This is a genomic window from Cellulomonas cellasea (assembly GCF_030372105.1).
Lineage (GTDB): Bacteria > Actinomycetota > Actinomycetes > Actinomycetales > Cellulomonadaceae > Cellulomonas_A > Cellulomonas_A cellasea_A.
Map to the genome: position 1 here is coordinate 120,875 of NZ_JAUDBQ010000002.1, position 21,700 is coordinate 142,574.

Below are 21,700 nucleotides of genomic sequence, written 5' to 3' on the forward strand. Positions count from 1 at the left end.
CTCGCCGCAGCGTTTCAGCCGCGACGCGCCACGGGGCGCCCCGGGTGGTCGACCGACCCCTGGGGCGCCCCGTGGCGTGTCCGGACCTGGGACGCGTCAGCCGCGGCTGTGCGCCTCCACGTAGGCGGAGATCATCTCGATGCGCCGCGAGTGGCGGACGTCGCCGCTGAACGGCTCGGCGATGAAGGCGTCGACGATGGCCAGCGCCTCGTCGATGGTGTGCTGCCGCGCGCCGAGCGCCACGACGTTCGCGTCGTTGTGCGCGCGGGCGAGCTGGGCGATCTCCGGCTTCCACGCGAGCGCCGCGCGGATGCCCGGCACCTTGTTCGCGGCGATCTGCTCGCCGTTGCCCGAGCCGCCCAGCACGATGCCCAGGCTCCCCGGCTCGGCGGCGACGGCCTCGCCCGCGGCGAAGCAGAACGGCGGGTAGGCGTCCAGCGCGTCGTACTCGAAGGCGCCGTGGTCCACGACGTCGTGTCCTGCGGCCTGGAGGTGGTCGACGAGCGCGGCCTTGAGCTCGTAGCCGGCGTGGTCTGTGGCAACGTGAATGCGCATATGAACATCCTGCCTCAGTTCGAGGTGTTCTAGCCTGCACCTATGACCCACAGCGGAATCGACCTCACCGCCCTCGACCCTGCGGCCCGGCCGCAGGACGACCTCTTCGGACACGTCAACGGGCGGTGGCTCGCCTCACACCAGATCCCCGCCGACCGGGCCTCGGACGGCGCGTTCCGCGCGCTGCACGACCGCGCCGAGGAGCAGGTGCGGGACATCATCACCGACGCCGCGCAGCAGGCCGCCGACGGGGCGCAGGCGCCCGAGGACATCCAGTCCAAGATCGGCGCGCTGTACGCCAGCTTCATGGACGAGGACGCGGTGGAGGCCGCCGGCACGCAGCCGCTGCGCCCCGACCTCGAGCTCATCGAGCAGGCCGGCGACCAGGCCGCGCTCACCGAGGCGCTCGGCGTGCTGCAGCGCACGGGCGCCGCGGGCGCCGTGGGCTTCTGGGTCGACAACGACGCCAAGGACCCGACGCGCTACATCGTGTACCTCGCCCAGTCCGGCTTGGGGCTGCCCGACGAGTCGTACTACCGCGACGCGCAGTACGCGACGGTGCTCACCGCTTACCGCCCGCATGTCGCGCGCATGCTGCTGCTCGGCGGCGTCGCGGCCGACCAGGAGCAGGCGGACGAGCTCGCCGGGCGCGTGGTGTCCCTCGAGACGCGCCTCGCGCAGGGGCACTGGGATGTGGTACGCGACCGCGACGCCGAGCTCACGTACAACCCGATGACGCTCGCCCAGCTCGCCGAGCAGGCGCCCGGCTTCGACTGGGCCGCGTGGGCCCGGGCGCTCGGCGCCCCCGAGGCCTCGCTGGACGACCTGGTCATGCAGGAGCCGTCGTACGCGCAGGCCTTCGCGACGCTGTGGTCCGAGCTGCCGATCGAGGACTGGAAGGCGTGGATGGCGTACCACGCGGTCAGCTCGCGGGCGCCGTACCTCACCCGCGAGATCGTGCAGGCGAACTTCGACTTCTACGGCCGCACCCTCACCGGCGCCCAGGAGCTGCGGGACCGGTGGAAGCGCGGAGTCAGCCTGGTGCAGGGCGTGCTCGGCGAGGCCGTCGGCGAGGTGTACGTCGAGCGGCACTTCCCGCCGTCCCACAAGGAGCGGATGAACGAGCTCGTCGCGCACCTCGTCGAGGCGTACCGCGAGTCCATCAGCGCCCTCGACTGGATGAGCGAGGAGACGCGGGCCAAGGCGCTGGCCAAGCTCGACTCCTTCACCCCGAAGATCGGCTACCCGGTGAAGTGGCGCGACTACTCGGCGCTGGAGGTGCGGCCCGACGACCTGGTCGGCAACGTGCGCCGCGCGTCGGCCTTCGAGCAGGACCGCGAGCTGAACAAGATCGGCAAGCCGATCGACCGCGACGAGTGGTTCATGACCCCGCAGACGGTCAACGCCTACTACAACCCCGGGATGAACGAGATCGTCTTCCCCGCGGCGATCCTGCAGCCCCCGTTCTTCGACGCGGAGGCCGACGACGCCGTGAACTACGGCGGCATCGGCGCCGTGATCGGCCACGAGATCGGCCACGGCTTCGACGACCAGGGCTCGAAGTACGACGGCGACGGCCGGCTCGAGGACTGGTGGACCGAGGAGGACCGCGCGGAGTTCGACAAGCGCACCAAGGCGTTGGTCGACCAGTACTCGGCGTACTCCCCCCGGCAGCTCGACGGGTCGCACCACGTGAACGGCGAGCTGACCATCGGCGAGAACATCGGCGACCTGGGCGGCCTGTCGATCGCGCTGAAGGCCTACCGCATCGCGCTGGGCCGCCCGCTCGACGAGGCGCCCGTGATCGACGGGCTCACGGGCGTGCAGCGGGTCATGCTCAGCTTCGCGCAGACCTGGCAGGGCAAGTACCGCGACGAGGAGCTCATCCGCCGCCTCGCGACGGACCCGCACTCCCCCGACGAGTTCCGCACCAACGGCGTGGTGCGCAACGTGGACGAGTTCTACGAGGCGTTCGACGTCCAGCCCGAGGACGCGCTGTACCTGGCGCCCGAGGAGCGCGTGCGGATCTGGTGACCGCGCGCACGAGATGAGTAGAGGGCCCCGCCGCTTGGCTGGGGCCCTCTACTCATCTGGTGCCGCCTGCGGTCAGGGGACCTTGACGAAGGCCGACCGGGCCAGGCGGAAACCCTCGCCGGACTCGCCGACGCACGTCACACCGTCGGTGGCGCTGGTGCACGTGTACGCGCCGACCATCTCCACGCTGCCGTACTCCAACTCGGCGCCGGCGTTCGCCGCGGACCTGTCGGGCGACTCGGCGCACGGCTCGCTGACCCCGGTCGCGTCCACCACGAAGACCTGCTCCTGCGCGTCGGAGCACTCCGCCGTCGGCGCGAAGCCGGCGCTGGCGATCGAGCAGGTCACGCCGTCGACAGTCATGTCGCAGGCGATGTTGCCGCTCGGCAGCGTGAACGACACCGGGTCCGCCTCGACGGCGTCCGCGCTCGGCTCCGGCGCCACCTGTCCCACAGAGCTCGCCGACTCGTTGGCCTGCGGCTTCTCGTCATCGGAGCCCCCGAGCCCGACCACCAGCAAGACGAGGAACGTCGCCACGAGGATCACGTCGATGCCGAGGAAGACCTTCATCCCCGTGCTCAGCCTCATGCCGGTGTCGGCCATGTGATGCACACCCCTCACGTCCCGCGGCGCCGTCCGGCGCCTGCGCGGCAGACAGCATCACACAGCGGCGGGGGCGCGACCAGCCGTTCCGCGCGCCTCTGAGCCGCCGGGCGTCAGTCGAAGCGTGGGCCCTCGGTGCGGCTGCGCTTGAGCTCGTAGAACCCGGGCACGCTCGTGATCAGCGCGAGCCCGTCGAACAGCCGCCCGGCGTCCTCGCCGCGCGGGATGGGCGTCAGGACGGGGCCGAAGAACGCCGTGCCGTTGAACGCCACCACCGGGGTGCCCACCTCGTCGCCGACCAGCGCGATGGCCTGCTCGTGGGACGCGCGCAGCTGGGCGTCCCACTCGTCCGAGCCGGCCACGTCGGCGAGCTCCGGCGGGAGCCCGACCTCGGCCAGCGACTCCGCGATGATCGCGGCGGTGTCGCTGCGCCCGCCGGGGTGCCGACGTGCGCCCATCGCGTCGTACAGCGCCTTGATGTGCTTCTCGCCGTGCAGATGGGCGGCGGCCGTGATGACCCGCGCCGGGCCCCACGCCTCGTCCAGCATCCGCCGGTACTCCTCGGGCAGGTCGCGGCCCTCGTTGAGCACGGCCAGGCTCATCACATGCCAGCGGACGTCCACGTCCCGGACCTTCTCCACCTCCTCGACCCAGCGGGAGGTCATCCACGCCCACGGGCACGCCGGGTCGAACCACATGTCGATACGCCCGCGGCTCTGTCCCGGGGCGGTGGGGGAAGAGCCGGTGGGGATGGCCGATGGTGGCGTCTGCGGCAGCTCAGGCACAGGTGTCTCCTCGTCGTCGTGGGTCACTGGCCCCAACCCTGGCCGGCCTGTGCGCATTCCACTGGGGGCCTAGATCGGCCTCAACTGCCCTCCACCGGCAGCCAGAGCTCGACGGTGGCGGTGCTGAAGTCGTCGGCGCGGTCGATCACCGCGACCAGCTCGGGACCGGGGCGCAACCGCCACGGGTTCGACGGGAACCACTCGGTCGCGGTGGCAGCCCACACGTCCTGCAGCGCGTCCGGGTAGGGGCCTGCCGCGCGGAAGACTGCCCACGAGCCAGCCGCCACGGGGAGGACATCAAGGTCGTCGGGAACCTGTGCCCCGTCCGTGACGGCCACGCCGTGCAGGTACGTCAACTCCGTGCCCTCCCGGCGGTCCGGGTCGATGTCGGCGCTCACGGCGAGCAGCCCACGCGACTCGGCGTCCCCCAGGCCCTTCAGGCGCACATGCTCCTGCGGGGCCAAAGACGTGACGTGCTGCTGGATGGCGGGGTTGGCGCCGTGGTGCACGAGCGGGACGCGTGTGGCGTGCCCTGCGAGGCGGAAGGCGGGGCGGGAGACGATGCGGACGCCCATCGGACATGCTCCTTCGACGGTGAGGCGGAACCTGAGGCGTGGCTGGGCGCGGAAGGGGCCACCGTCACGCCGGGCCCGGCCTGGGCTGAGGCCGTGCACGGACTCGAACGCCCGGCCGAAGGCCTCTGCCGAGCCGTAGCCGTAACGCACGGCGATGCGCAGCAGGTCTCCGGACCCGGTGACGACCTCGGCCGCGGCGACAGTCATCCGCCTGCGACGCACGTACTCCGACAGCGGCATCCCGGCCAGTGCGGAGAACATGCGACGCAGATGGTGCTCGGTGGTGCCGAGCTTGGCGGCGAGACGGACGACGTCGAGGTCCTCGGTGAGGCTCTCCTCCACGAGGTCCACGAGCCGGTTGAGCCAGGCGATCACGGTGCTCCCTTCCGCTGACGACTCTGGCGTCCCGCATGCGGCAGAACCCGATCATCGCGGTCCGTTGCGATCAGGGCGGCGTCACTGCGGCTCACCGAAGGCCCGGGCCCGATACGAGTGACTGTGCGGCAGCGTGGCGCCCACGGGAGGGGTCATCGGTTCGAGCGTCGTGAAATGATCGGCTCGGCCACGAGCCCGACCCACCCCCGTCGAAGGAGACCCCGCGTGCCCGCTGAGAACCTGACCCGCGACGAGGCACGCGCCCGCGCGGCCGTCGTGTCCGTCGAGTCGTATGACGTCGACCTCGACCTCACGACCGGACCCGACACCTTCGCCTCACGCACCGCGATCCGGTTCATCGCGACCCCGGGCGCCAGCACGTTCGTCGACCTGATCGCGCCCCGCGTGCGCGAGGTCGTGTTGAACGGGCAGAGCCTGGACCCGGCGGAGGTCTTCGCCGACTCCCGGATCCAGCTCGACGGCCTCGCCGACCAGAACGAGCTGGTGGTCGTCGCGGACGCCGCGTACATGAACACCGGCGAGGGGCTGCACCGCTTCGTCGACCCGGTGGACGACGAGGTCTACCTGTACTCCCAGTTCGAGGTCGCGGACTCCCGGCGGGTGTTCGCCGTGTTCGAGCAGCCCGACCTGAAGGCCGCGTTCACCTTCCGGGTGACGGCCCCGGCGCACTGGGTCGTGGTGTCGAACTCCCCCGCCGTGGGCGAGCCCGTGCCCGTCGAGGGCGGGCGGAACCTCAACGGCGGCCGCGACCAGGGCACGGCGACGTGGACCTTCGAGACGACGCCGCGGATCTCCAGCTACATCACGGCTGTCGTCGCCGGCCCGTACTACTCCGAGCACGGCGAGCTGACCAGCAGCGACGGCCGCGTCATCCCGCTCGGCGTGTACTGCCGCTCCTCGCTCGCGCCGCACCTGGACACCGAGAACATCCTCGACATCACGCGCGCGGGCTTCGCGTTCTACGAGCAGGCGTTCGACGTGCCGTACCCGTTCGCGAAGTACGACCAGCTCTTCGTGCCCGAGTTCAACGCGGGCGCCATGGAGAACGCCGGGGCCGTCACGTTCCTGGAGAACTACGTCTTCCGCTCCAAGGTGCCTGAGGCGACCGTCGAGCGCCGCGCGGTGACGATCCTGCACGAGCTCGCGCACATGTGGTTCGGCGACCTCGTGACGATGCGCTGGTGGGACGACCTCTGGCTCAACGAGTCGTTCGCCGAGTTCGCGTCCACGCTGGCCGCCGCCGAGGCGACCCAGTGGACCAGCTCGTGGACGACGTTCTCCTCGCTGGAGAAGAACTGGGCGTACCGCCAGGACCAGCTCCCCTCGACGCACCCGATCGTCGCCGACATGCGGGACCTGGCCGACGTCGAGGTGAACTTCGACGGCATCACCTACGCCAAGGGCGCGAGCGTGCTCAAGCAGCTCGTCGCCTGGGTGGGCCGCGAGGAGTTCTTCGCCGGCGTGCGCGCCTACTTCGCGAAGCACTCGTGGGGCAACACCGAGCTCAGCGACCTACTCACCGAGTTGGAGGCCACCAGCGGCCGCGACCTGAGCGCCTGGTCCACGCTGTGGCTCGAGCAGTCCGGCGTGACGCTGCTGCGCCCCGAGATCGCCACCGAGACCGCGCCTGACGGCACGGAGACGATCACCTCGTTCGCCGTGCTCCAGGAGGTCCCCGCCGAGCACCCGGTGCAGCGCCCGCACCGCCTGGGCATCGGCGGCTATGACGTCGTGACCGACGCCGACGGGTCCTCGCGTCTCGTGCGGACCCAGCATGTCGTGCTCGACGTCGACGGCCCGCGCACCGAGGTGCCCGCGCTCGTCGGCGTCCGGCGCCCCGACCTGGTGCTGGTCAACGACGACGACCTCGCGTACGCCAAGGTCCGGCTCGACGACCAGTCCTTCGCCACGGCTGTCGCCCACCTGAGCGGCTTCACGGACTCGCTGCCCCGCACGCTGGTGTGGACGGCGGCATGGGACGCGACCCGCGACGGCGAGACCCCGGCCCGCGACTTCGTGGACCTGGTGCTGAGCAACATCGCGCACGAGTCGGACTCCTCGGTGGTGCAGGTGCTGCTGCGCCAGCTCAGCACCGCCGTCGACCTGTACGTGGCGCCGGAGCACCGCGAGGCCACCGATGTGGCCGTTGGGGACCGCCTGCTCGAGCTCGCCGAGGCGGCGCCGGCGGGCTCCGACACCCAGCTCCAGCTCGTCAAGGCCTTCGCCGGCCGTGCCAGCACCGCCGCGCAGCTCGACGCTGTCGCCGCGCTGCTGGACGGGTCGCGGAGCCTGGCGGGCCTGAGCATCGACACCGACCTGCGCTGGGAACTGTTGACCTCGCTGGTCGCCGGCGGCCGCGCGGGCGGCGCGCAGATCGACGCGCAGCTCGCCGCCGACCCCACGGCCACCGGGCAGCGGGCCGCCGCGGCCGCCCGTGCCGCGATCCCCACCCCCGAGGCCAAGGCCGCCGCGTGGGCTGCCGTGGTCGAGGGCGACGAGCTGCCGAACGCCGTGCAGACCGCCACCATCAGCGGATTCGGGCGCGTGCACAACCTCGGGCTGCTGCTCCCCTACGTCAAGCCGTACTTCGCGGCGATCGAGGGCGTCTGGGAGTCGCGCACCAGCGAGATGGCGCAGAACGTCGTCGTCGGGCTCTACCCCACCGACCTGGCCGGGGACCCGCGCGTCGACGTGCTGGCCACCACGGACGTGTGGCTGGAGGAGCACCTGGACGCCCCCGCGGCCCTGCGCCGGCTCGTGGTCGAGGCGCGGGACGGCGTGCGCCGGGCGGTCGTCGCGCAGGAGGCGGACCGCAGCCGGGCGTGACCGGCCAGCAGTGACCGAGCCCGGCGCCGTGGAGAACGGCGCCGGGCTCAGTGCTGCTCACACGGGGATCAGGCTCACCCTGGGATCAGGCCTGGTCGGGCTGTTGCGGCCGCAGGCTCACGTCGAGCGCCGCGACGAGCGAGCGCAGCCGGGCGTGGTGGAAGAGGTCCTCGACGAGCACGAGCTGCCCGGCGCCGTCGGCCAGCGGGACCTTCCAGTTCGGGTACTCGCGGTCCGTGCCCGGCTGGTTCTGGGTGCGCCGCTCCCCCACCGCGTCGGCCAGGGACACCCCGAGGAGCACCGCGGGCGTCTGCACGATGAGCCGGTGCAGCGCCTCGACGACCTCGCGCTCCGAGGGGTCGGCGCCCACGAGCCCGCGCTCGCGCAGCACCACGAGCATCGCCTCCCGCTCGGCGCGCGCGGCCTGGCGCACCACTTCGACGGGCTCGTCGAGCAGCCCGAGCCGGTCCCGCAGCAGGACGTGCTCGTCGGCGAGGTACCCGGCCGTCGGCGGCAGGTCGTGCGTGGTCACGGTGGCGAGCGCCAGGCGCCGGTAGAGCTCCGGGGCCAGCGGCTTCCCGTCATGGTCCTTCTCGAACCACAGGATCGACGTGCCGAGGATGCCGCGCTCGGTCAGGTAGTCGCGCACCCACGGCTCGAACACGCCCAGGTCCTCGCCGATCACCACCGCCCCGGCGCGGTGCGCCTCGAGCGCGAGAATGCCGATCAGCGCCTCATGGTCATAGCGGACGTAGGCGCCCTGGGACGGCTCGGCGCCGGCGGGGATCCACCACAGCCGGAACAGGCCGATGATGTGGTCCACGCGCAGGGCCCCCGCATGCCGCAGCACGGAGCGGAGCATGTCCCGGTAGGGCTTGTAGGCGGCGCGGGCCAGCTCGTCGGGCAGCCACGGCGGCTGCGACCAGTTCTGCCCGCGCTGGTTGTACATGTCCGGAGGCGCCCCGACAGTCGCCCCCCGCGCGAGCACGTCCGCGAGCGCCCACACGTCGGCGCCCTCGGGGTGCACGCCGACGGCCAGGTCGTGCATGATCCCGATCGTCATGCCGCCCTCGAGCGCGGACCGGTGCGCGGCGCCGAGCTGCTGGTCGGCGACCCACTGCAGCCAGGTGTAGAAGTCGATGCGGTCGCGCAGCTCGACGCGGGCCCGGGCCACGAGCTCGGAGGAGGCGTCGCGCGCGGCGGCCGGCCAGTCGCGGCCCGCGTACCGCTCGGCGAGGGCGCACCACAACCCGAAGTCCTCGAGCCCCTGCCCCTCCAGCTCGCGGTACTCGTCGAGCTCGGCCTGCCGGGCTGCGGATCGCGGCGCCGCGTGGACCACCTCGAGCGCGGCCCGCTTGGCGTTCCACGCGGTGTCCCGGTCGATGGGCCCCGTGTCGGTGTCCAGGGCGATCGCGGGCTCCGCCGACCACTCGACGAGCGCGCGGTCGGCGGCGGAGAGGTAGGCCGTCTCGCGCACGTCCTCGACGCGGATGTACAGGGGGTTCACGAACCTGCGGCTGGTGGGCAGGTACGGCGAGGGCGTCATCGGGTCGACGGGCTCGGCGGCGTGCAGCGGGTTGACCAGCAGGAAGTCCGCGCCGCAGGTGCGCGCCGACAGCCACGCGATCTCGGCGAGGTCGGCCAGGTCGCCGATGCCCCAGGAGGCGCGTGAGCGCACCGAGTAGAGCTGCGTCATGAACCCCCAGGCCCGGCCCTCGCGCAGCGGCTCAGGCAGCTCGAGCCGTTCCGGGGTGACGACCACGGCGCACCGCGCGTCGGCGCTGGGGCCGCTCGCGTGCAGCTCATGCCAGCCGAGCGGGAGGTCGGTGGGCAGCGTGAAGGTGGCGCGCCCGATCAGCCGCCCGTCGACGGTGCGGGGGTCGATGACGACGTCGGCCTGGGTGACCTCGCGCCGCCCGCCGCCGGACTCGGGGTCCAGCTCGAGCCAGGCCTGCACCGGGTCCCCGTGTTTGACGTGCACCGGGACGTGCGCGTGGCGGCCCTGTCGGAGCACGATCACGGGAGGGAGCGTCCTGCGCCACGGCATGTCCTCGACGTGGGCGATCGCGAGCTCGATGCGCTCCGGGGAGGACGCGTCGACGCCCATGGCGGCCAGCACGTCGACGAGCGTCGCGGCGGAGACCTGGTGCAGCGTCCCGTCGTGCCCCCAGTAGTCGGGGAGGATGCCGTGGGCCGCGCCGAGGCGCAGCAGCGACTCGTCTGGCGCCTCGGTCTCATCGCTCACGCGTCGATCCTGCCAGAGCATGGCGATTTCGCGCGTGAGCAGGGCGGAGACACCGCCGCGTGATCATGGGCGAAAGCGCCCCACCGGGCCGCGCGGCCGCCGCGACGCGTCCGCCAGGGCCCCGGATCCCTCAGCGCCGAGTCGTAGGCTCCGGTCCATGAAGCCCGAGCACGCGCCCCCCGCAGCCCCGAGCCTGACCTACCCGCCAGCCCGCCGCGAGGACCGCGTCGACGACCTGCACGGACGCCGGGTCGCGGACCCGTACCGCTGGCTCGAGGACGCCGACTCCGACGAGACCACCGCGTGGTCCGCCGCGCAGGACGACCTGTACGCCGCCTACCGCGAGCGACTGGCGGCCGGGGCTGACGGGTGGTCCTCCGAGGCGCTCACCGCCCGCCTGCAGGAGCTGCTGGGCGCCGGCTTCGTCGGTGCCCCCGCATGGCGCGGGGAGCGGCGCTTCTTCATGCGCCGCGAGGGCGCCCAGGAGCACGCCGTCGTGATGGTCGCCGAGCCCGACCCGCAGTCGCCCGGCCAGGAGCGCGAGCGCGTGCTCATCGACCCCGTGGCCCTCGACCCGGCCGGGACCACCACCCTCGACGCGTGGCAGCCCAGCAAGGAGGGCGACCTCGTCGCCTACCAGGTCTCGTCGGGCGGCACCGAGGAGAGCGTGCTGCACATCCTCGACGTCGCGACGGGCGAGCTCGTCGACGGGCCTATCGACCGCGCGCGCTACTCCCCCGTGGCCTGGGTCCCGGGCGGCGAGCACTTCTTCTACGTGCGGCGCCTGCCGCCGGAGCAGCTCCCGGAGGATGAGCGCCAGTACCACCGCCGGGTGTGGCTGCACCGGGTGGGGACCGACGCCAGCGAGGACGTGGAGGTCTTCGGCGCCGGGCTGGACATGACCAACTACTACGGCGTCTCGCTCACCCGCGACGGGCGCTGGCTGATCATCTCGGCGTCGGCGGGCACCGCGCCGCGCACCGACGTGTGGATCGCGGACCTCACGGCAGGCGGCCTCGACCCGCGCAGCCCGGAGGCCCTCGCGTCGCCGCGCCTGGTCGACGTGGCCGTGGGCCTGGACGCGGACACCCACGCCTGGGTGGGCCGCGACGGCCGGCTGTACCTGCACACCGACCTCGACGCGCCGCGCGGGCGCCTCGCGGTGGCCGACCCCAGCGACCCGGGCGTGCCGCATTGGCGCACCCTCGTCCCCGAGGACGCGGTCGCGGTGCTCGAGGGCGTCGCGTTCGTCGACGCGGGCGACGCCGCCGGCCCCGAGGGGACCCGCCCCGAGCAGCTGCTGGTCAGCCGCCGCCGGCACACGGTCAGCGAGATCACCGTGCACGACCCGCACACCGGCGAGCAGCTCGAGGGCCCGGCGGGCCACGTCGCGCTGCCCGGCATGGGATCGGTGAGCGGCCTGGTCACCCGCCCCGAGGGCGGCCGGGACGTGTGGTTCTCCTACACCGACCACACCACCGTCTCCACCGTCCACCGCCTCGACGCGGCCACCGGCGACCTGACCGTGTGGGCCGCGCCCCCGGGCGCCCTGGCGGACGTCCCCGAGGTGCGGGTCCAGCAGCTCGAGGCCACCAGCAAGGACGGCACGACAGTCCGCGCGATAGTGGTGGCCCGCGCCGACGCCCTCGACGCCGACGGCCGGCCCCTGGCCGAGAGCCCGACAATCCTCTACGGCTACGGCGGGTTCCAGATCTCCCTGGACCCCGCGTACTCCACCTCGACGCTCGCCTGGGTGGAGGCCGGCGGCGTCTACGTCGTGGCCCAGCTCCGTGGCGGCGGCGAGGAGGGCGAGGAGTGGCACCGCGGTGGCCGCCGGGGCGCGAAGCAGAACGTGTTCGACGACTTCCACGCGATCGCCGAGCAGCTCGTCGCGGACGGCTGGACCACCCCTCAGCAGCTCGCGTGCTGGGGCGGGTCCAACGGCGGCCTGCTGGTGGGCGCCGCGCTCACCCAGCGCCCGGACCTGTTCGCCGCCGTGGTGTGCTCCGCGCCGCTGCTGGACATGGTGCGCTACCAGCTCCACGGGCTCGGCGTCTCCTGGACCGACGAGTACGGCGACGCCGACGTGCCGCATGAGCTGGACTGGCTGCTCGGGTACTCGCCGTACCACCGTGTCGTGGAGGGCACGGAGTACCCCGCGACGCTGTTCACCGTCTTCGACGGCGACACCCGCGTCGACCCGCTGCACGCCCGCAAGCTCGCGGCGGCGCTGCAGGCCGCCACCAGCGGGGACCCGGAGTCCCGCCCGGTGCTGGTGCGGCGCGAGACCGGCGTGGGCCACGGCGGCCGCGCGCTGTCGCGCACCGTGGCGCTCACCGTCGAGCAGCTCCAGTTCGTCGCCGACCGCACCGGGCTGACGGCGCGCGGGGGCGCCGGGGACCGGGGGGCCGCATGACGTCGGCCACCCTGGCTGCCCTGCAGCGCTCCCACCTGCTCGCGACGCCCTCTGCCGATCCGAGCGCGTCCCCGCTGTCCGAGGCGGGAGAGCAGATCGGCGAGGGCCTGAGCGACTTCGCCAAGTGGCTCCTCGGCGCCCCGCTGCGCATCGCCATCATCCTGGTCGTCGGCGCCATCACGCTGATGCTGCTCCGGCGGTTCATCCGGTCGGTGACCGAGCACCTCGCCGAGGGCACGCCGTTCTACCAGCGCGGTGTGCTGCGCCCCCTCGGCGAGAGCGAGATGGGCGCCGTGCTCGCCCGGGCGAACCCGCTCGCGAAGGCCCGCCGCGCCCAGCGCGCCCGCACCATCGGGTCCGTGCTGCACTCGGCGGCCACCATCGTCGTCGGATCGCTCATGCTGCTGCTGGTCCTCGGCCAGATGGGCGTCGACCTCGGCCCGTTCCTCGCGTCGATCGGCGTCGTCGGCGTCGCGCTCGGCATCGGCGCGCAGAGCGTCGTGAAGGACTTCCTCGCCGGGATCTTCATCCTGCTCGAGGACCAGTACGGCGTCGGGGACGTCGTCGACCTGGGGCCCGCCACCGGCACTATCGAAGCGGTGGCGCTGCGGGTCACCAAGCTGCGGGACGCGGACGGCACGCTCTGGTACGTGCCCAACGGCACGCTCACGCGAGTGGGCAACCACACGCAGGAATGGTCACGCGCGGTCGTCGAGGTGAAGGTGGACTACTTCGCCGACGTCGACCAGGTGCGCGGCCTGCTCCAGGCGGCAGCGGCCCAGGTCGCCGCCGACCCGGTGGTCGGGACCTACCTGCGCGACCAGGCGGAGGTGACCGGGCTGGAGGACCTCAGCGCGGAGGCTGTGACGCTGCAGGTCTCCGTCAAGACGAGCCCGGCCATGCAGTGGGAGGTGGCACGCCACCTGCGCCAGGAGGTGCGCCGCAGGCTCGAGGACGCGGGGATCCCGCTGGGCGGCCAGCGCGACCTCCTCGCCCGACACCAGGAGGAGTCGGCGAGCGCGTCGCCGACTCCTCCTGATAGCCCTGCCGCATAGGACACTGATCCGCCGCCCGATGCGGACTGGCTGGGGCCATGGGGCTCCGGCGGCCCTAGCGCAGGCCGTCGAGCTCCGCGGCGAGGTTGTCGGCCTCGGGGCCGACGATCACCTGGATGACGCGGCCCGATCGGACCACGCCGAACGCGCCGGACGCCTTGAGCGCCGCCTCGTCCACGTGCTGCGGGTCGGTCACCTCGACACGCAGCCGCGTGATGCAGGGCTCAAGGTCCACCACATTGGCCCCGCCGCCGAGGGCCGCGAGGATCTGCTCTGCCTTGCTCATCGAACTCCTTCTCGGTCGCCGCGAGGGCGCAGGCGCACCATCGACCAGGGTAGACCGAGTGGCGCCGAGTGGCGCAGACGCTCTCTCCAGGTGAAAACTCGGCAGTGAACGAGGAGGTAGTCGCAGTGAGCACAGCCAGTCCCGTCGTGGTGCACGGCATCGCAGTGAGCCCCGGGCGCACGGTGGGGCCGTGCGTCCTGCTCCCCGAGCCGGTGGGCGAGCCCCCCTCGGGGCGCCGCCTCGCGCCGGGCGAGGACCCCGCGGCCGCCGCGGCCCGGATCTCCGTGGCGGCGCGGCAGGTGCAGGCCGCACTCGAGGCCGCCGCCGACCGCGCGCAGGGCGAGAGCCAGGAGGTGCTGCGCGCCACCGCCACGATCGCCGCCGACCCCACGCTCGTGGCCGACGCCGAGCACCGGGTGCTCAGCGACCACCTGGTGCCCGAGCGCGCCGTGTGGGAGGCGGCCGGCGCCGTGTCCGCGCAGTTCGAGGAGCTGGGCGGCTACTTCGCCGAGCGCACCCGCGACATCGCGGACGTGCGCGACCGGCTCGTCGCCGAGCTCACCGGGCGCCCCGCCCCAGGGGTCCCCGAGCATGACGCGCCGTTCGTGCTCGTGGCCTCCGACCTCGCGCCGGCCCTGACCGCCACGCTCGACCCCACCCGGGTCGTCGGCATCGTCACCGGAGCGGGCGGCCCCACGTCGCACACCGCGATCCTCGCCCGGGCCCTCGGCATTCCCGCCGTCGTGGCCGCCCGCGGCATCACCGACCACGTGGCCGACGGCGATCTCGTGCTGGTCGACGGGGGCCACGGCACGGCCACCGTCCACCCCGACGAGGCGCAGGTCGCCGCCGCGCTCGCCGCCGCCGCGCAGACCCGCGCGTTCGACGGCGAGGGGCGCACCGCCGACGGGCGCCGCGTCGAGCTGCTCGCCAATGTGGGCGACCCCCGCGACGCCGCCGCGGCCGCAGAGGCCGGAGCCGAGGGCGTCGGGCTGCTGCGCACCGAGTTCGGCTTCCTCGACCGCGCCGAGGCGCCCTCGGTGGCCGAGCAGGTCGCCGCCTACCGCCAGGTGCTGGCCGCGTTCCCCGGCCGCAAGGTCGTCATCCGCACCCTCGACGCCGGGGCCGACAAGCCCATGCCCTTCCTGACGAGCGACGCCGAGGCCAACCCGGCGCTCGGCGTCCGCGGCCTGCGCACCGCCCAGGAGCACCCCGAGGTGCTCGAGGACCAGCTCACGGCCATCGCCGAGGCCGCCGCCGCGGAGTCGGCGCGCGTGTGGGTGATGGCGCCCATGGTGGCGACCGTCGACGAGGCCGAGTCGTTCGTGGCGCGCTGCCAGCGCCACGGCCTCGACGTCGCCGGGGTCATGGTCGAGGTGCCGTCCGCGGCGCTGCTCTCCGGGCCGATCCTCGCCAGCGCGAAGTTCGCCAGCATCGGCACCAACGACCTCACCCAGTACACGATGGCCGCCGACCGGCTGCTCGGGGCGGTCGCCGAGCTCTCCGACCCCTGGCAGCCCGCCGTGCTGCAGCTCGTGGCCTCGACCTGCGCGGGCGGCGCCCAGCAGGATCGGCCCGTGGGCGTCTGCGGGGAGGCCGCCGCGTCGCCCGCCCTGGCCGTGGTGCTCGTCGGGCTGGGCGTGAGCTCGCTGTCGATGACGCCTCGCGCGATCGCCGACGTGGCGGCGGTGCTGGCGACGGTGACGCACGACGAGTGCCGGCGGCTCGCCCAGCTCGCCCTCAGCGCGCCGACGGCGGCGGCGGCCCGCGAGCGGGTGCGCGCCGAGCTGCCGGTGCTCGAGGAGCTGGCGCTCTGACGACGCGGGCCGCTGTGGCCCACACCACCACCCGCGCTGGGACTCCTGGCGCGGGGCGGTGCGAGACTGTGCGGGTGACCTCCAGCGTGCCCGACTCCGCTGCCCACCGCGCCGACTCGTTCTACGACGTCATCGGTGGCCACGACACCTTCGAACGGCTCGTCCGGGAGTTCTACCGCGGTGTCGCGCAGGACCCCGTCCTGACGGAGATGTACCCGGAGGAGGACCTGGGCCCGGCCGCCGATCGGCTCCGGCTCTTCCTCGAGCAGTACTGGGGCGGCCCCACGACGTACTCCGAGACTCGCGGCCATCCCCGCCTGCGCATGCGGCACGCCCCGTACAAGGTGAACCCCGACGCACGGGACCGGTGGCTGCGGCACATGCGCGTCGCCGTCGACTCCCTCGGCCTGGCTCCGCTGCACCACGCCCAGCTCTGGGACTACCTCGAGCGGGCGGCGCACTCCATGCTGAACACGTTCGATGACTGAGCCGCACGGCCGCGGCGACGCCGCCCCCACACCCACCCCCGAGACCCCAGCAGGTGCGCCACCGATGACCTCCCCCACCGCCCACGCCGACGGCGCCAACGGCCAGGACGCCGTCCGCCACGTCCTGGAGATCCTCGACGTCACGGCCTCCGCCGACGACCAGGACCTCTTCCACGGCCAGAGCGTGCCGCACCCCAACGGGCGCGTCTTCGGTGGGCAGGTCCTCGCGCAGTCGCTCCTCGCGGCGGGCCGCACCGTGCCCGACGGCCGGCTCCCGCACTCGATGCACGGGTACTTCCTGCGCGCCGGCGCCGTGGACCAGGACATCGACTTCACCGTCGAGCGGCTGCGCGACGGCCGGTCCTTCACGGCCCGGCGCACCCACGCGCTGCAGGGCGGGGCGCCCATCCTGTCGATGATCGCCTCCTTCCAGGAGTCCCAGCCGGGCTTCTCCTACGCCGACCCGATGCCCGACGCGCCCGACCCGGAGAGCCTCGCCTCCGCGGGCGAGGCTCTCCGCGAGGTCAACCACCCGCTCGCCGAGTTCTGGGCCAGCGAGACGCCGTTCGACGTGCGGCACGTCGAGCAGTCCATCTACCTGCGCCCCGACCAGTCCGGCCGCGGCGACCAGCTCGTGTGGATGCGCGCCCGGGGGCCCGTGCCCGACGACCAGCTCCTGCACCGGGCCCTGCTCGCCTACGGCTGCGACCAGGTGATGCTCGAGCCCGTGCTGCGCCGCGCCGGCGAGAGCTGGGCGTCGCGCGGCCTGTCCATCGCGAGCCTGGACCACGCCATGTGGTGGCACCGCGATGTCCACGTCGACGAGTGGCTGCTCTACGCCCAGTCGAGCCCGAGCGGCCAGGGCGGCCGAGGGCTGGGCGCGGCCCGGATCTACGCCCAGGACGGCACGCTCGTCGCGTCGATCGCCCAGGAGGGCATGGTGCGCGTCCCCGGCGACCACTGAGCCGCCGCTGACCGCATGGCCGAGGTGCGCTGCCGGCTCGGGCGGCTGAGACTGCCGTATGCCCGAGACCGCGCCCGCTGACCGCCCGCCGACCCCAGTCGCGGACACGCTGCCCGGCCTGGTCCCGGGTGTCGGCCCCGACGGGCGCCCGCGGCCGGACGCCCCGCTGGCCGCCGTCACCGGCGTCACCGGGTACGTGGGCGGCCGGCTCGTGCCCGAGTTGCTGGCGGCCGGGTACCGGGTGCGGGCCGTGGCCAGACACCCCGAGCGGCTGCGCGGGCGCCCCTGGTTCGACGACGTGGAGGTCGTCACCGCCGACGCCTCTGACCCGGACCAGCTCCGCGTGGCGCTGCGGGGCGTGGACGTCGCCTACTACCTGATCCACTCGCTCGGCACAGGCCGCAGGTTCGAGCAGCGGGACCGGCACACCGCGCTCGTGTTCGCGCAGTCCGCCCGCGAGGCCGCCGTGCGGCGCATCGTCTACCTGGGCGGCCTCTACCCGGAGGGCCAGGAGCTGTCGCCGCACCTGGCCTCCCGCACCGAGGTCGGGGAGATCCTGCTCGCCTCGGGAGTCCCCACCACTGTGCTGCGCGCGGCCGTGATCCTCGGGTCCGGCTCGGCGTCCTTCGAGATGATGCGCTACCTCACCGAGCGGCTGCCGGCCATGACCGTGCCGCGCTGGGTCGACAACCGCATCCAGCCCATCGCCATCCGGGACGTGCTGCGCTACCTGGTGGGATCCGCGGCCATGCCGCCCGAGGTGAGCCGCGGCTTCGACATCGGCGGCCCCGACGTGCTGACGTACCGCGAGATGATGCAGCGTTACGCCGCCGTCGCCGGGCTGCCGCGCCGGGTGATCGTGGGCGTCGGGGTGCTCACCCCCCGGCTCTCCAGCCTCTGGGTCTCCCTCGTCACCCCAGTGCCAAGCGGGCTGGCCCGCCCGCTCGTCGAGTCGCTGGTGCACGAGGTGGTCTGCGACGAGCACGACATCGCCCGCTGGGTCCCCGACCCGCCGGGTGGGCTGATCGGCTTCGACCGGGCCGTGCGCCTGGCCCTGCAACGCGTCCAGGCGGCCGACGTCGTCACCCGGTGGACCTCAGCCTCCGTTCCGGGGGCGCCGAGCGACCCGCTGCCCAGCGACCCAGACTGGGCGGGCGGCTCCCTGTACGTGGACGAGCGCCGGGTCGAGGTGGACGCCTCCCCCGCGGCGCTGTGGCGCGTCATCGAGGCGGTGGGCGGTGAGCGCGGCTGGTACTCGTGGCCGCTGGCCTGGCGTGTGCGGGGGCTCGCCGACCGCCTGATCGGCGGGCCAGGGCTGCGCCGCGGCCGACGGGACCCGCGCCGCCTGCGAGTCGACGACGCCGTCGACTTCTGGCGGGTGGAGGAGGTGGTCCCGGGCGAGCTGCTGCGGCTGCGCGCCGAGATGCGGCTGCCCGGCCTGGCCTGGCTCGAGCTGCGGGTGGAGCCTGCGGGCGCTGGCCCCGACGAGCCGCCGACGGTGTTCGCCCAGCGGGCGCTGTTCCACCCGCACGGCCTCGCAGGGCAGGTCTACTGGTGGGCGGTGTACCCGTTCCACGGCATCGTCTTCGGGGGGATGCAGCACAACATCGCCCGCGCCGCCGAGACAGCCGAGCGCGCCCGCACAGACCGCCCTCGGCCCGCGGCGGGCGCCTGAGGCCATCGGCGGGCTCCTGGGGTCAGCGCCGGCGGCGCAACTCCAGCGGCGCCTCGACGTAGGGCTCCCACGCGGCGCGCTCGGCCTGGCCGATCCGCCGCGGCGCCCCCGTGGCGGAGTCGACGAGCACGAGCGTGGTGATCGCCCGCGCGTACGTCTCCCCCTCGACGCCCGCCGGCGCGTCGCGCACCTCGTAGCAGATGTCCAGGCTCGCGCCGCCCAGGTGCCCGATCCACATGACGACGGCCACCGGGTGCCGCCGGTAGGCCAACGGCCGCAGATACTCGACCTGCTGGCCGGCGACGAGCGTGGACGTCTGCGCGCCGGGGCCCGCGTCGATCACTGCTGTCGGCCACCCCGCCACAGCCGAGTCGTCGGCTGTGGCGGGGTGCCGCCAGAACACCTCGATGCGCGCCTCCTCGAGGAGGGTCAGCATCGCGACGTTGTTCACATGCCCGTACGCGTCCAGATCCGACCAGCGCAGCGAGACCGGGACGTCGAGGCGGGTCATCGACGGGTCAGTCGCGCGTGAGCTTGCGGTACGTGACGCGGTGCGGGCGCGCCGCGTCGGCGCCCAGGCGCTCGACCTTGTTCTCCTCATAGGAGGCGAAGTTCCCCTCGAACCAGTACCAGTTCGCCGGGTTCTCCTCGGTGCCCTCGTAGGCCAGGATGTGCGTGACCACTCGGTCGAGGAACCACCGGTCGTGGGAGACCACGACGGCGCAGCCGGGGAACTCGAGCAGGGCGTTCTCGAGCGAGCCGAGGGTCTCCACGTCGAGGTCGTTGGTTGGCTCGTCGAGGAGCAGCAGGTTGCCGCCCTCCTTGAGCGTGAGCGCCAGGTTCAGGCGGTTGCGCTCACCGCCCGAGAGCACGCCAGCGGGCTTCTGCTGGTCCGGGCCCTTGAACCCGAACGCCGCGACGTAGGCCCGCGACGGCATCTCCACGTTGCCGACCTTGATGTAGTCCAGCCCGCCGGAGACGACCTCGAAAAGCGTCTTCTTGGGGTCGATGCCCCCGCGGGACTGGTCCACGTAGGAGACCTTGACCGTCTCGCCGATCTTCAGCTCGCCGCCGTCGAGCGGCTCCAGCCCGACGATCGTCTTGAACAGGGTCGTCTTGCCGACGCCGTTCGGGCCGATGACGCCCACGATGCCGTTGCGCGGCAGCGAGAAACTGAGCCCGTCGATGAGCGTGCGGCCGTCGAAGCCCTTGTTGAGGTCCTTGGCCTCGAGGACGATGTTCCCCAGGCGCGGGCCCGGCGGAATCTGGATCTCCTCGAAGTCGAGCTTGCGGGTGCGGTCCGCCTCAGCAGCCATCTCCTCGTAGCGCGCGAGGCGCGACTTGGACTTGGTCTGGCGGCCCTTGGCGTTCGAGCGCACCCACGCGAGCTCTTCCTGCAGGCGCTTCGCGAGCTTCTGGTCCTTCTTGCCCTGGATCTCCAGGCGCGCCTGCTTCTTCTCGAGGTACGTCGAGTAGTTGCCCTCGTAGGGGTACAGGCGGCCGCGGTCGACCTCGCAGATCCACTCGGCGACGTGGTCGAGGAAGTACCGGTCGTGGGTGACGGCGAGGATGGCGCCGGGGTACTGCGACAGGTGCTGCTCGAGCCAGACCACGCTCTCAGCGTCGAGGTGGTTGGTGGGCTCGTCGAGCAGCAGCAGGTCGGGCTTCTCCAGGAGCAGCTTGCACAGCGCCACGCGGCGGCGCTCGCCGCCGGAGAGCACCGACACGTCGGCGTCGGCCGGCGGGCAACGCAGCGCGTCCATGGCCTGCTCGAGCTGGGCGTCGAGGTCCCACGCGTCGGCCGCGTCGATCTCCTCCTGGAGCTGGCCCATCTCGGCGAGCAGCTTGTCGAAGTCCGCGTCGGGCTCGGCCATCAGCGCGGAGATCTCGTTGAAGCGGTCGAGCTTGCCCTTGATCTCGGCGACGCCCTCCTCGACGTTGCCGAGGACCGTCTTCTCCTCGTTGAGCGACGGCTCCTGCATGAGGATCCCGACGGTGTACCCCGGGCTCAGCCGCGCCTCGCCGTTCGACGGCTGCTCGAGCCCCGCCATGATCTTGAGGATCGTCGACTTGCCCGCGCCGTTCGGGCCGACGACGCCGATCTTCGCGCCCGGCAGGAAGTTCAGGGTGACGTCGTCGAGGATGACCTTGTCACCATGCGCCTTGCGCGCCTTGTACATGGAGTAGATGAACTCAGCCACTGGCTCTTCGTCCGCCTCGGTGCTCGGGGGTGTGCGCCTGGCCCGCCGGGCCGCGTGCTCCGCGGATCGGCGGCGGACCAGGCCGGTGATGTCCGCGCCCCAGCCTAGGCGATCACCCGACGGACGCGAGCGCCCCAGCGTCCGCGCTCCGCGGATCTGGCTCGGCGAGCAGCGCCAGCGCCGCCCGGCTGCCCCGCTCGTCCACCTCACCGAGCAGATCGTCGCCCAGCACATCGGAGCCGGGCACGTCGGACCCGAGCCCACCGTCGCCCGGCTCGCCGTCAGCTCCCTCCCCCGGCTCGACGCCTGCGGCGCCGTCCGGGTGCACGGTGCGGGCGAAGCGCGCGGTGCCGTAGGAGAGATCGGGCCCGATGGCGATCGCGTCCAGCACGAGCGTGGTGCGGGTGCCCTCGGGCGCGACCCACTCGTCAGTGGAGAGGCGCCCGTGCACCACCACCGGGTCGCCCTTGCGCAGGGACTCCGCGACGTTGCGGGCGGCGGCGCGCCAGCACTTGACGGTGAACCACTCGGTGCGCCCGTCGGTCCACACTCCCCGCTCGCGGTCGAAGACGCGTCGGGTGCTGGCCATCCGGAACGACGTGAACGGGGTGGCGCCGCCGACTCCGGGGTAGTGCTTGGGCTCGGCGCCCAGCCAGCCGACCAGCGTCAGGGTGAGCTCGTTGGTGCTCATGGGTCCTCCTCGTCGTGGCCGGCAGGAGGCCGGCGCGTGAGGAGAGCGTCGCCAAGGCGTCGCTAGCAGAGCCCGTGCACCGGCCCGC

The 21,700-nt window shown here is 73.2% G+C and carries 17 protein-coding genes; 8 read left to right on the forward strand and 9 right to left on the reverse strand.

What is annotated here, in order from left to right:
* Positions 1–96 precede the first annotated feature (96 nt).
* Positions 97–555 (reverse strand): ribose-5-phosphate isomerase, encoded by a 459-nt coding sequence (locus tag QUV83_RS02495; RefSeq protein ID WP_289562330.1) that lies wholly within the window; start codon positions 553–555, stop codon positions 97–99.
* Positions 556–597: 42 nt separating this feature from the next.
* On the opposite strand from QUV83_RS02495, the gene QUV83_RS02500 reads away from it, so the two are divergent.
* On the forward strand, positions 598–2,589 hold the full coding sequence (locus QUV83_RS02500; RefSeq protein WP_289562332.1) for a M13 family metallopeptidase: 1,992 nt from the start codon (positions 598–600) through the stop codon (positions 2,587–2,589).
* A gap of 72 nt (positions 2,590–2,661) precedes the next feature.
* Here the strand turns inward: QUV83_RS02500 and QUV83_RS02505 are convergent, their stop codons facing one another.
* The 3 genes from QUV83_RS02505 to QUV83_RS02515 form a co-directional block, all read right to left on the reverse strand.
* Positions 2,662–3,192 carry a hypothetical protein gene (locus QUV83_RS02505; protein ID WP_289562333.1) on the reverse strand — a complete coding sequence of 177 codons (531 nt, stop codon included), beginning with the start codon at positions 3,190–3,192 and terminating at the stop codon, positions 2,662–2,664.
* Between the two features lie 113 nt (positions 3,193–3,305).
* Positions 3,306–3,890 (reverse strand): mycothiol-dependent nitroreductase Rv2466c family protein, encoded by a 585-nt coding sequence (locus QUV83_RS02510; protein WP_289562762.1) that lies wholly within the window; start codon positions 3,888–3,890, stop codon positions 3,306–3,308.
* Positions 3,891–4,057: 167 nt separating this feature from the next.
* Positions 4,058–4,927 (reverse strand): AraC family transcriptional regulator, encoded by an 870-nt coding sequence (locus QUV83_RS02515; protein ID WP_289562335.1) that lies wholly within the window; start codon positions 4,925–4,927, stop codon positions 4,058–4,060.
* 225 nt (positions 4,928–5,152) lie between these two features.
* On the opposite strand from QUV83_RS02515, the gene pepN reads away from it, so the two are divergent.
* On the forward strand, positions 5,153–7,774 hold the full coding sequence (pepN, locus tag QUV83_RS02520) for an aminopeptidase N (RefSeq protein WP_289562337.1): 2,622 nt from the start codon (positions 5,153–5,155) through the stop codon (positions 7,772–7,774).
* 85 nt (positions 7,775–7,859) lie between these two features.
* Here the strand turns inward: pepN and malQ are convergent, their stop codons facing one another.
* Positions 7,860–10,019 carry a 4-alpha-glucanotransferase gene (gene malQ, locus QUV83_RS02525; protein ID WP_289562338.1) on the reverse strand — a complete coding sequence of 720 codons (2,160 nt, stop codon included), beginning with the start codon at positions 10,017–10,019 and terminating at the stop codon, positions 7,860–7,862.
* Between the two features lie 157 nt (positions 10,020–10,176).
* Between malQ and QUV83_RS02530 the strand changes: the two genes are divergently transcribed.
* Entirely contained in the window at positions 10,177–12,435 is a 2,259-nt protein-coding gene (locus QUV83_RS02530; protein WP_289562341.1) for a prolyl oligopeptidase family serine peptidase, read from the forward strand.
* The gene (locus QUV83_RS02535) at positions 12,432–13,490 is read left to right on the forward strand and encodes a mechanosensitive ion channel family protein (protein ID WP_289562343.1); all 1,059 of its coding nucleotides are present in this window, start codon (positions 12,432–12,434) and stop codon (positions 13,488–13,490) included. Before QUV83_RS02530 ends, QUV83_RS02535 begins: the two co-directional genes overlap by 4 nt.
* Before the next feature lie 55 nt (positions 13,491–13,545).
* On the opposite strand, the gene QUV83_RS02540 is transcribed toward QUV83_RS02535, so the two are convergent.
* Positions 13,546–13,776, reverse strand: coding sequence for a glucose PTS transporter subunit EIIB (locus QUV83_RS02540; protein WP_066581794.1), 231 nt, complete (start codon positions 13,774–13,776; stop codon positions 13,546–13,548).
* A 125-nt stretch (positions 13,777–13,901) separates the two neighbouring features.
* Here QUV83_RS02540 and ptsP point away from each other — a divergent pair, with 125 nt between their 5' ends.
* The 4 genes from ptsP to QUV83_RS02560 all read left to right on the forward strand — a co-directional run bounded on the left by ptsP (position 13,902) and on the right by QUV83_RS02560 (position 18,720).
* Positions 13,902–15,593, forward strand: a complete 1,692-nt coding sequence (gene ptsP, locus QUV83_RS02545) for a phosphoenolpyruvate--protein phosphotransferase (RefSeq protein WP_289562346.1) — start codon at positions 13,902–13,904, stop codon at positions 15,591–15,593.
* A 74-nt stretch (positions 15,594–15,667) separates the two neighbouring features.
* Positions 15,668–16,081 (forward strand): globin, encoded by a 414-nt coding sequence (locus QUV83_RS02550; RefSeq protein ID WP_289562348.1) that lies wholly within the window; start codon positions 15,668–15,670, stop codon positions 16,079–16,081.
* Positions 16,082–16,145: 64 nt separating this feature from the next.
* Positions 16,146–17,045, forward strand: coding sequence for an acyl-CoA thioesterase (locus tag QUV83_RS02555; protein WP_289562350.1), 900 nt, complete (start codon positions 16,146–16,148; stop codon positions 17,043–17,045).
* 58 nt (positions 17,046–17,103) lie between these two features.
* Positions 17,104–18,720: an SDR family oxidoreductase gene (locus QUV83_RS02560; protein ID WP_289562352.1), complete on the forward strand. Its 1,617-nt coding sequence runs from the start codon at positions 17,104–17,106 to the stop codon at positions 18,718–18,720.
* A gap of 22 nt (positions 18,721–18,742) precedes the next feature.
* On the opposite strand, the gene QUV83_RS02565 is transcribed toward QUV83_RS02560, so the two are convergent.
* The 3 genes from QUV83_RS02565 to QUV83_RS02575 all read right to left on the reverse strand — a co-directional run bounded on the left by QUV83_RS02565 (position 18,743) and on the right by QUV83_RS02575 (position 21,612).
* Positions 18,743–19,231 (reverse strand): acyl-CoA thioesterase, encoded by a 489-nt coding sequence (locus tag QUV83_RS02565; protein ID WP_289562354.1) that lies wholly within the window; start codon positions 19,229–19,231, stop codon positions 18,743–18,745.
* Between the two features lie 7 nt (positions 19,232–19,238).
* Positions 19,239–20,921, reverse strand: coding sequence for an energy-dependent translational throttle protein EttA (gene ettA / locus QUV83_RS02570; RefSeq protein WP_289562355.1), 1,683 nt, complete (start codon positions 20,919–20,921; stop codon positions 19,239–19,241).
* A 112-nt stretch (positions 20,922–21,033) separates the two neighbouring features.
* Positions 21,034–21,612 carry a single-stranded DNA-binding protein gene (locus QUV83_RS02575; protein WP_289562357.1) on the reverse strand — a complete coding sequence of 193 codons (579 nt, stop codon included), beginning with the start codon at positions 21,610–21,612 and terminating at the stop codon, positions 21,034–21,036.
* Positions 21,613–21,700: the final 88 nt, after the last annotated feature.

Coding starts and splice junctions, on each gene's coding strand:
- QUV83_RS02495 (WP_289562330.1), bottom strand. CDS start 555: ATGCGCATTCACGTTGCCACAGACCACGCCGGCTACGAGCTCAAGGCC.
- QUV83_RS02505 (WP_289562333.1), bottom strand. CDS start 3,192: ATGGCCGACACCGGCATGAGGCTGAGCACGGGGATGAAGGTCTTCCTC.
- QUV83_RS02540 (WP_066581794.1), bottom strand. CDS start 13,776: ATGAGCAAGGCAGAGCAGATCCTCGCGGCCCTCGGCGGCGGGGCCAAT.
- QUV83_RS02500 (WP_289562332.1), top strand. CDS start 598: ATGACCCACAGCGGAATCGACCTCACCGCCCTCGACCCTGCGGCCCGG.
- QUV83_RS02575 (WP_289562357.1), bottom strand. CDS start 21,612: ATGAGCACCAACGAGCTCACCCTGACGCTGGTCGGCTGGCTGGGCGCC.
- QUV83_RS02535 (WP_289562343.1), top strand. CDS start 12,432: ATGACGTCGGCCACCCTGGCTGCCCTGCAGCGCTCCCACCTGCTCGCG.
- QUV83_RS02555 (WP_289562350.1), top strand. CDS start 16,146: ATGACCTCCCCCACCGCCCACGCCGACGGCGCCAACGGCCAGGACGCC.
- QUV83_RS02560 (WP_289562352.1), top strand. CDS start 17,104: ATGCCCGAGACCGCGCCCGCTGACCGCCCGCCGACCCCAGTCGCGGAC.
- QUV83_RS02565 (WP_289562354.1), bottom strand. CDS start 19,231: ATGACCCGCCTCGACGTCCCGGTCTCGCTGCGCTGGTCGGATCTGGAC.
- QUV83_RS02510 (WP_289562762.1), bottom strand. CDS start 3,890: ATGTGGTTCGACCCGGCGTGCCCGTGGGCGTGGATGACCTCCCGCTGG.
- QUV83_RS02530 (WP_289562341.1), top strand. CDS start 10,177: ATGAAGCCCGAGCACGCGCCCCCCGCAGCCCCGAGCCTGACCTACCCG.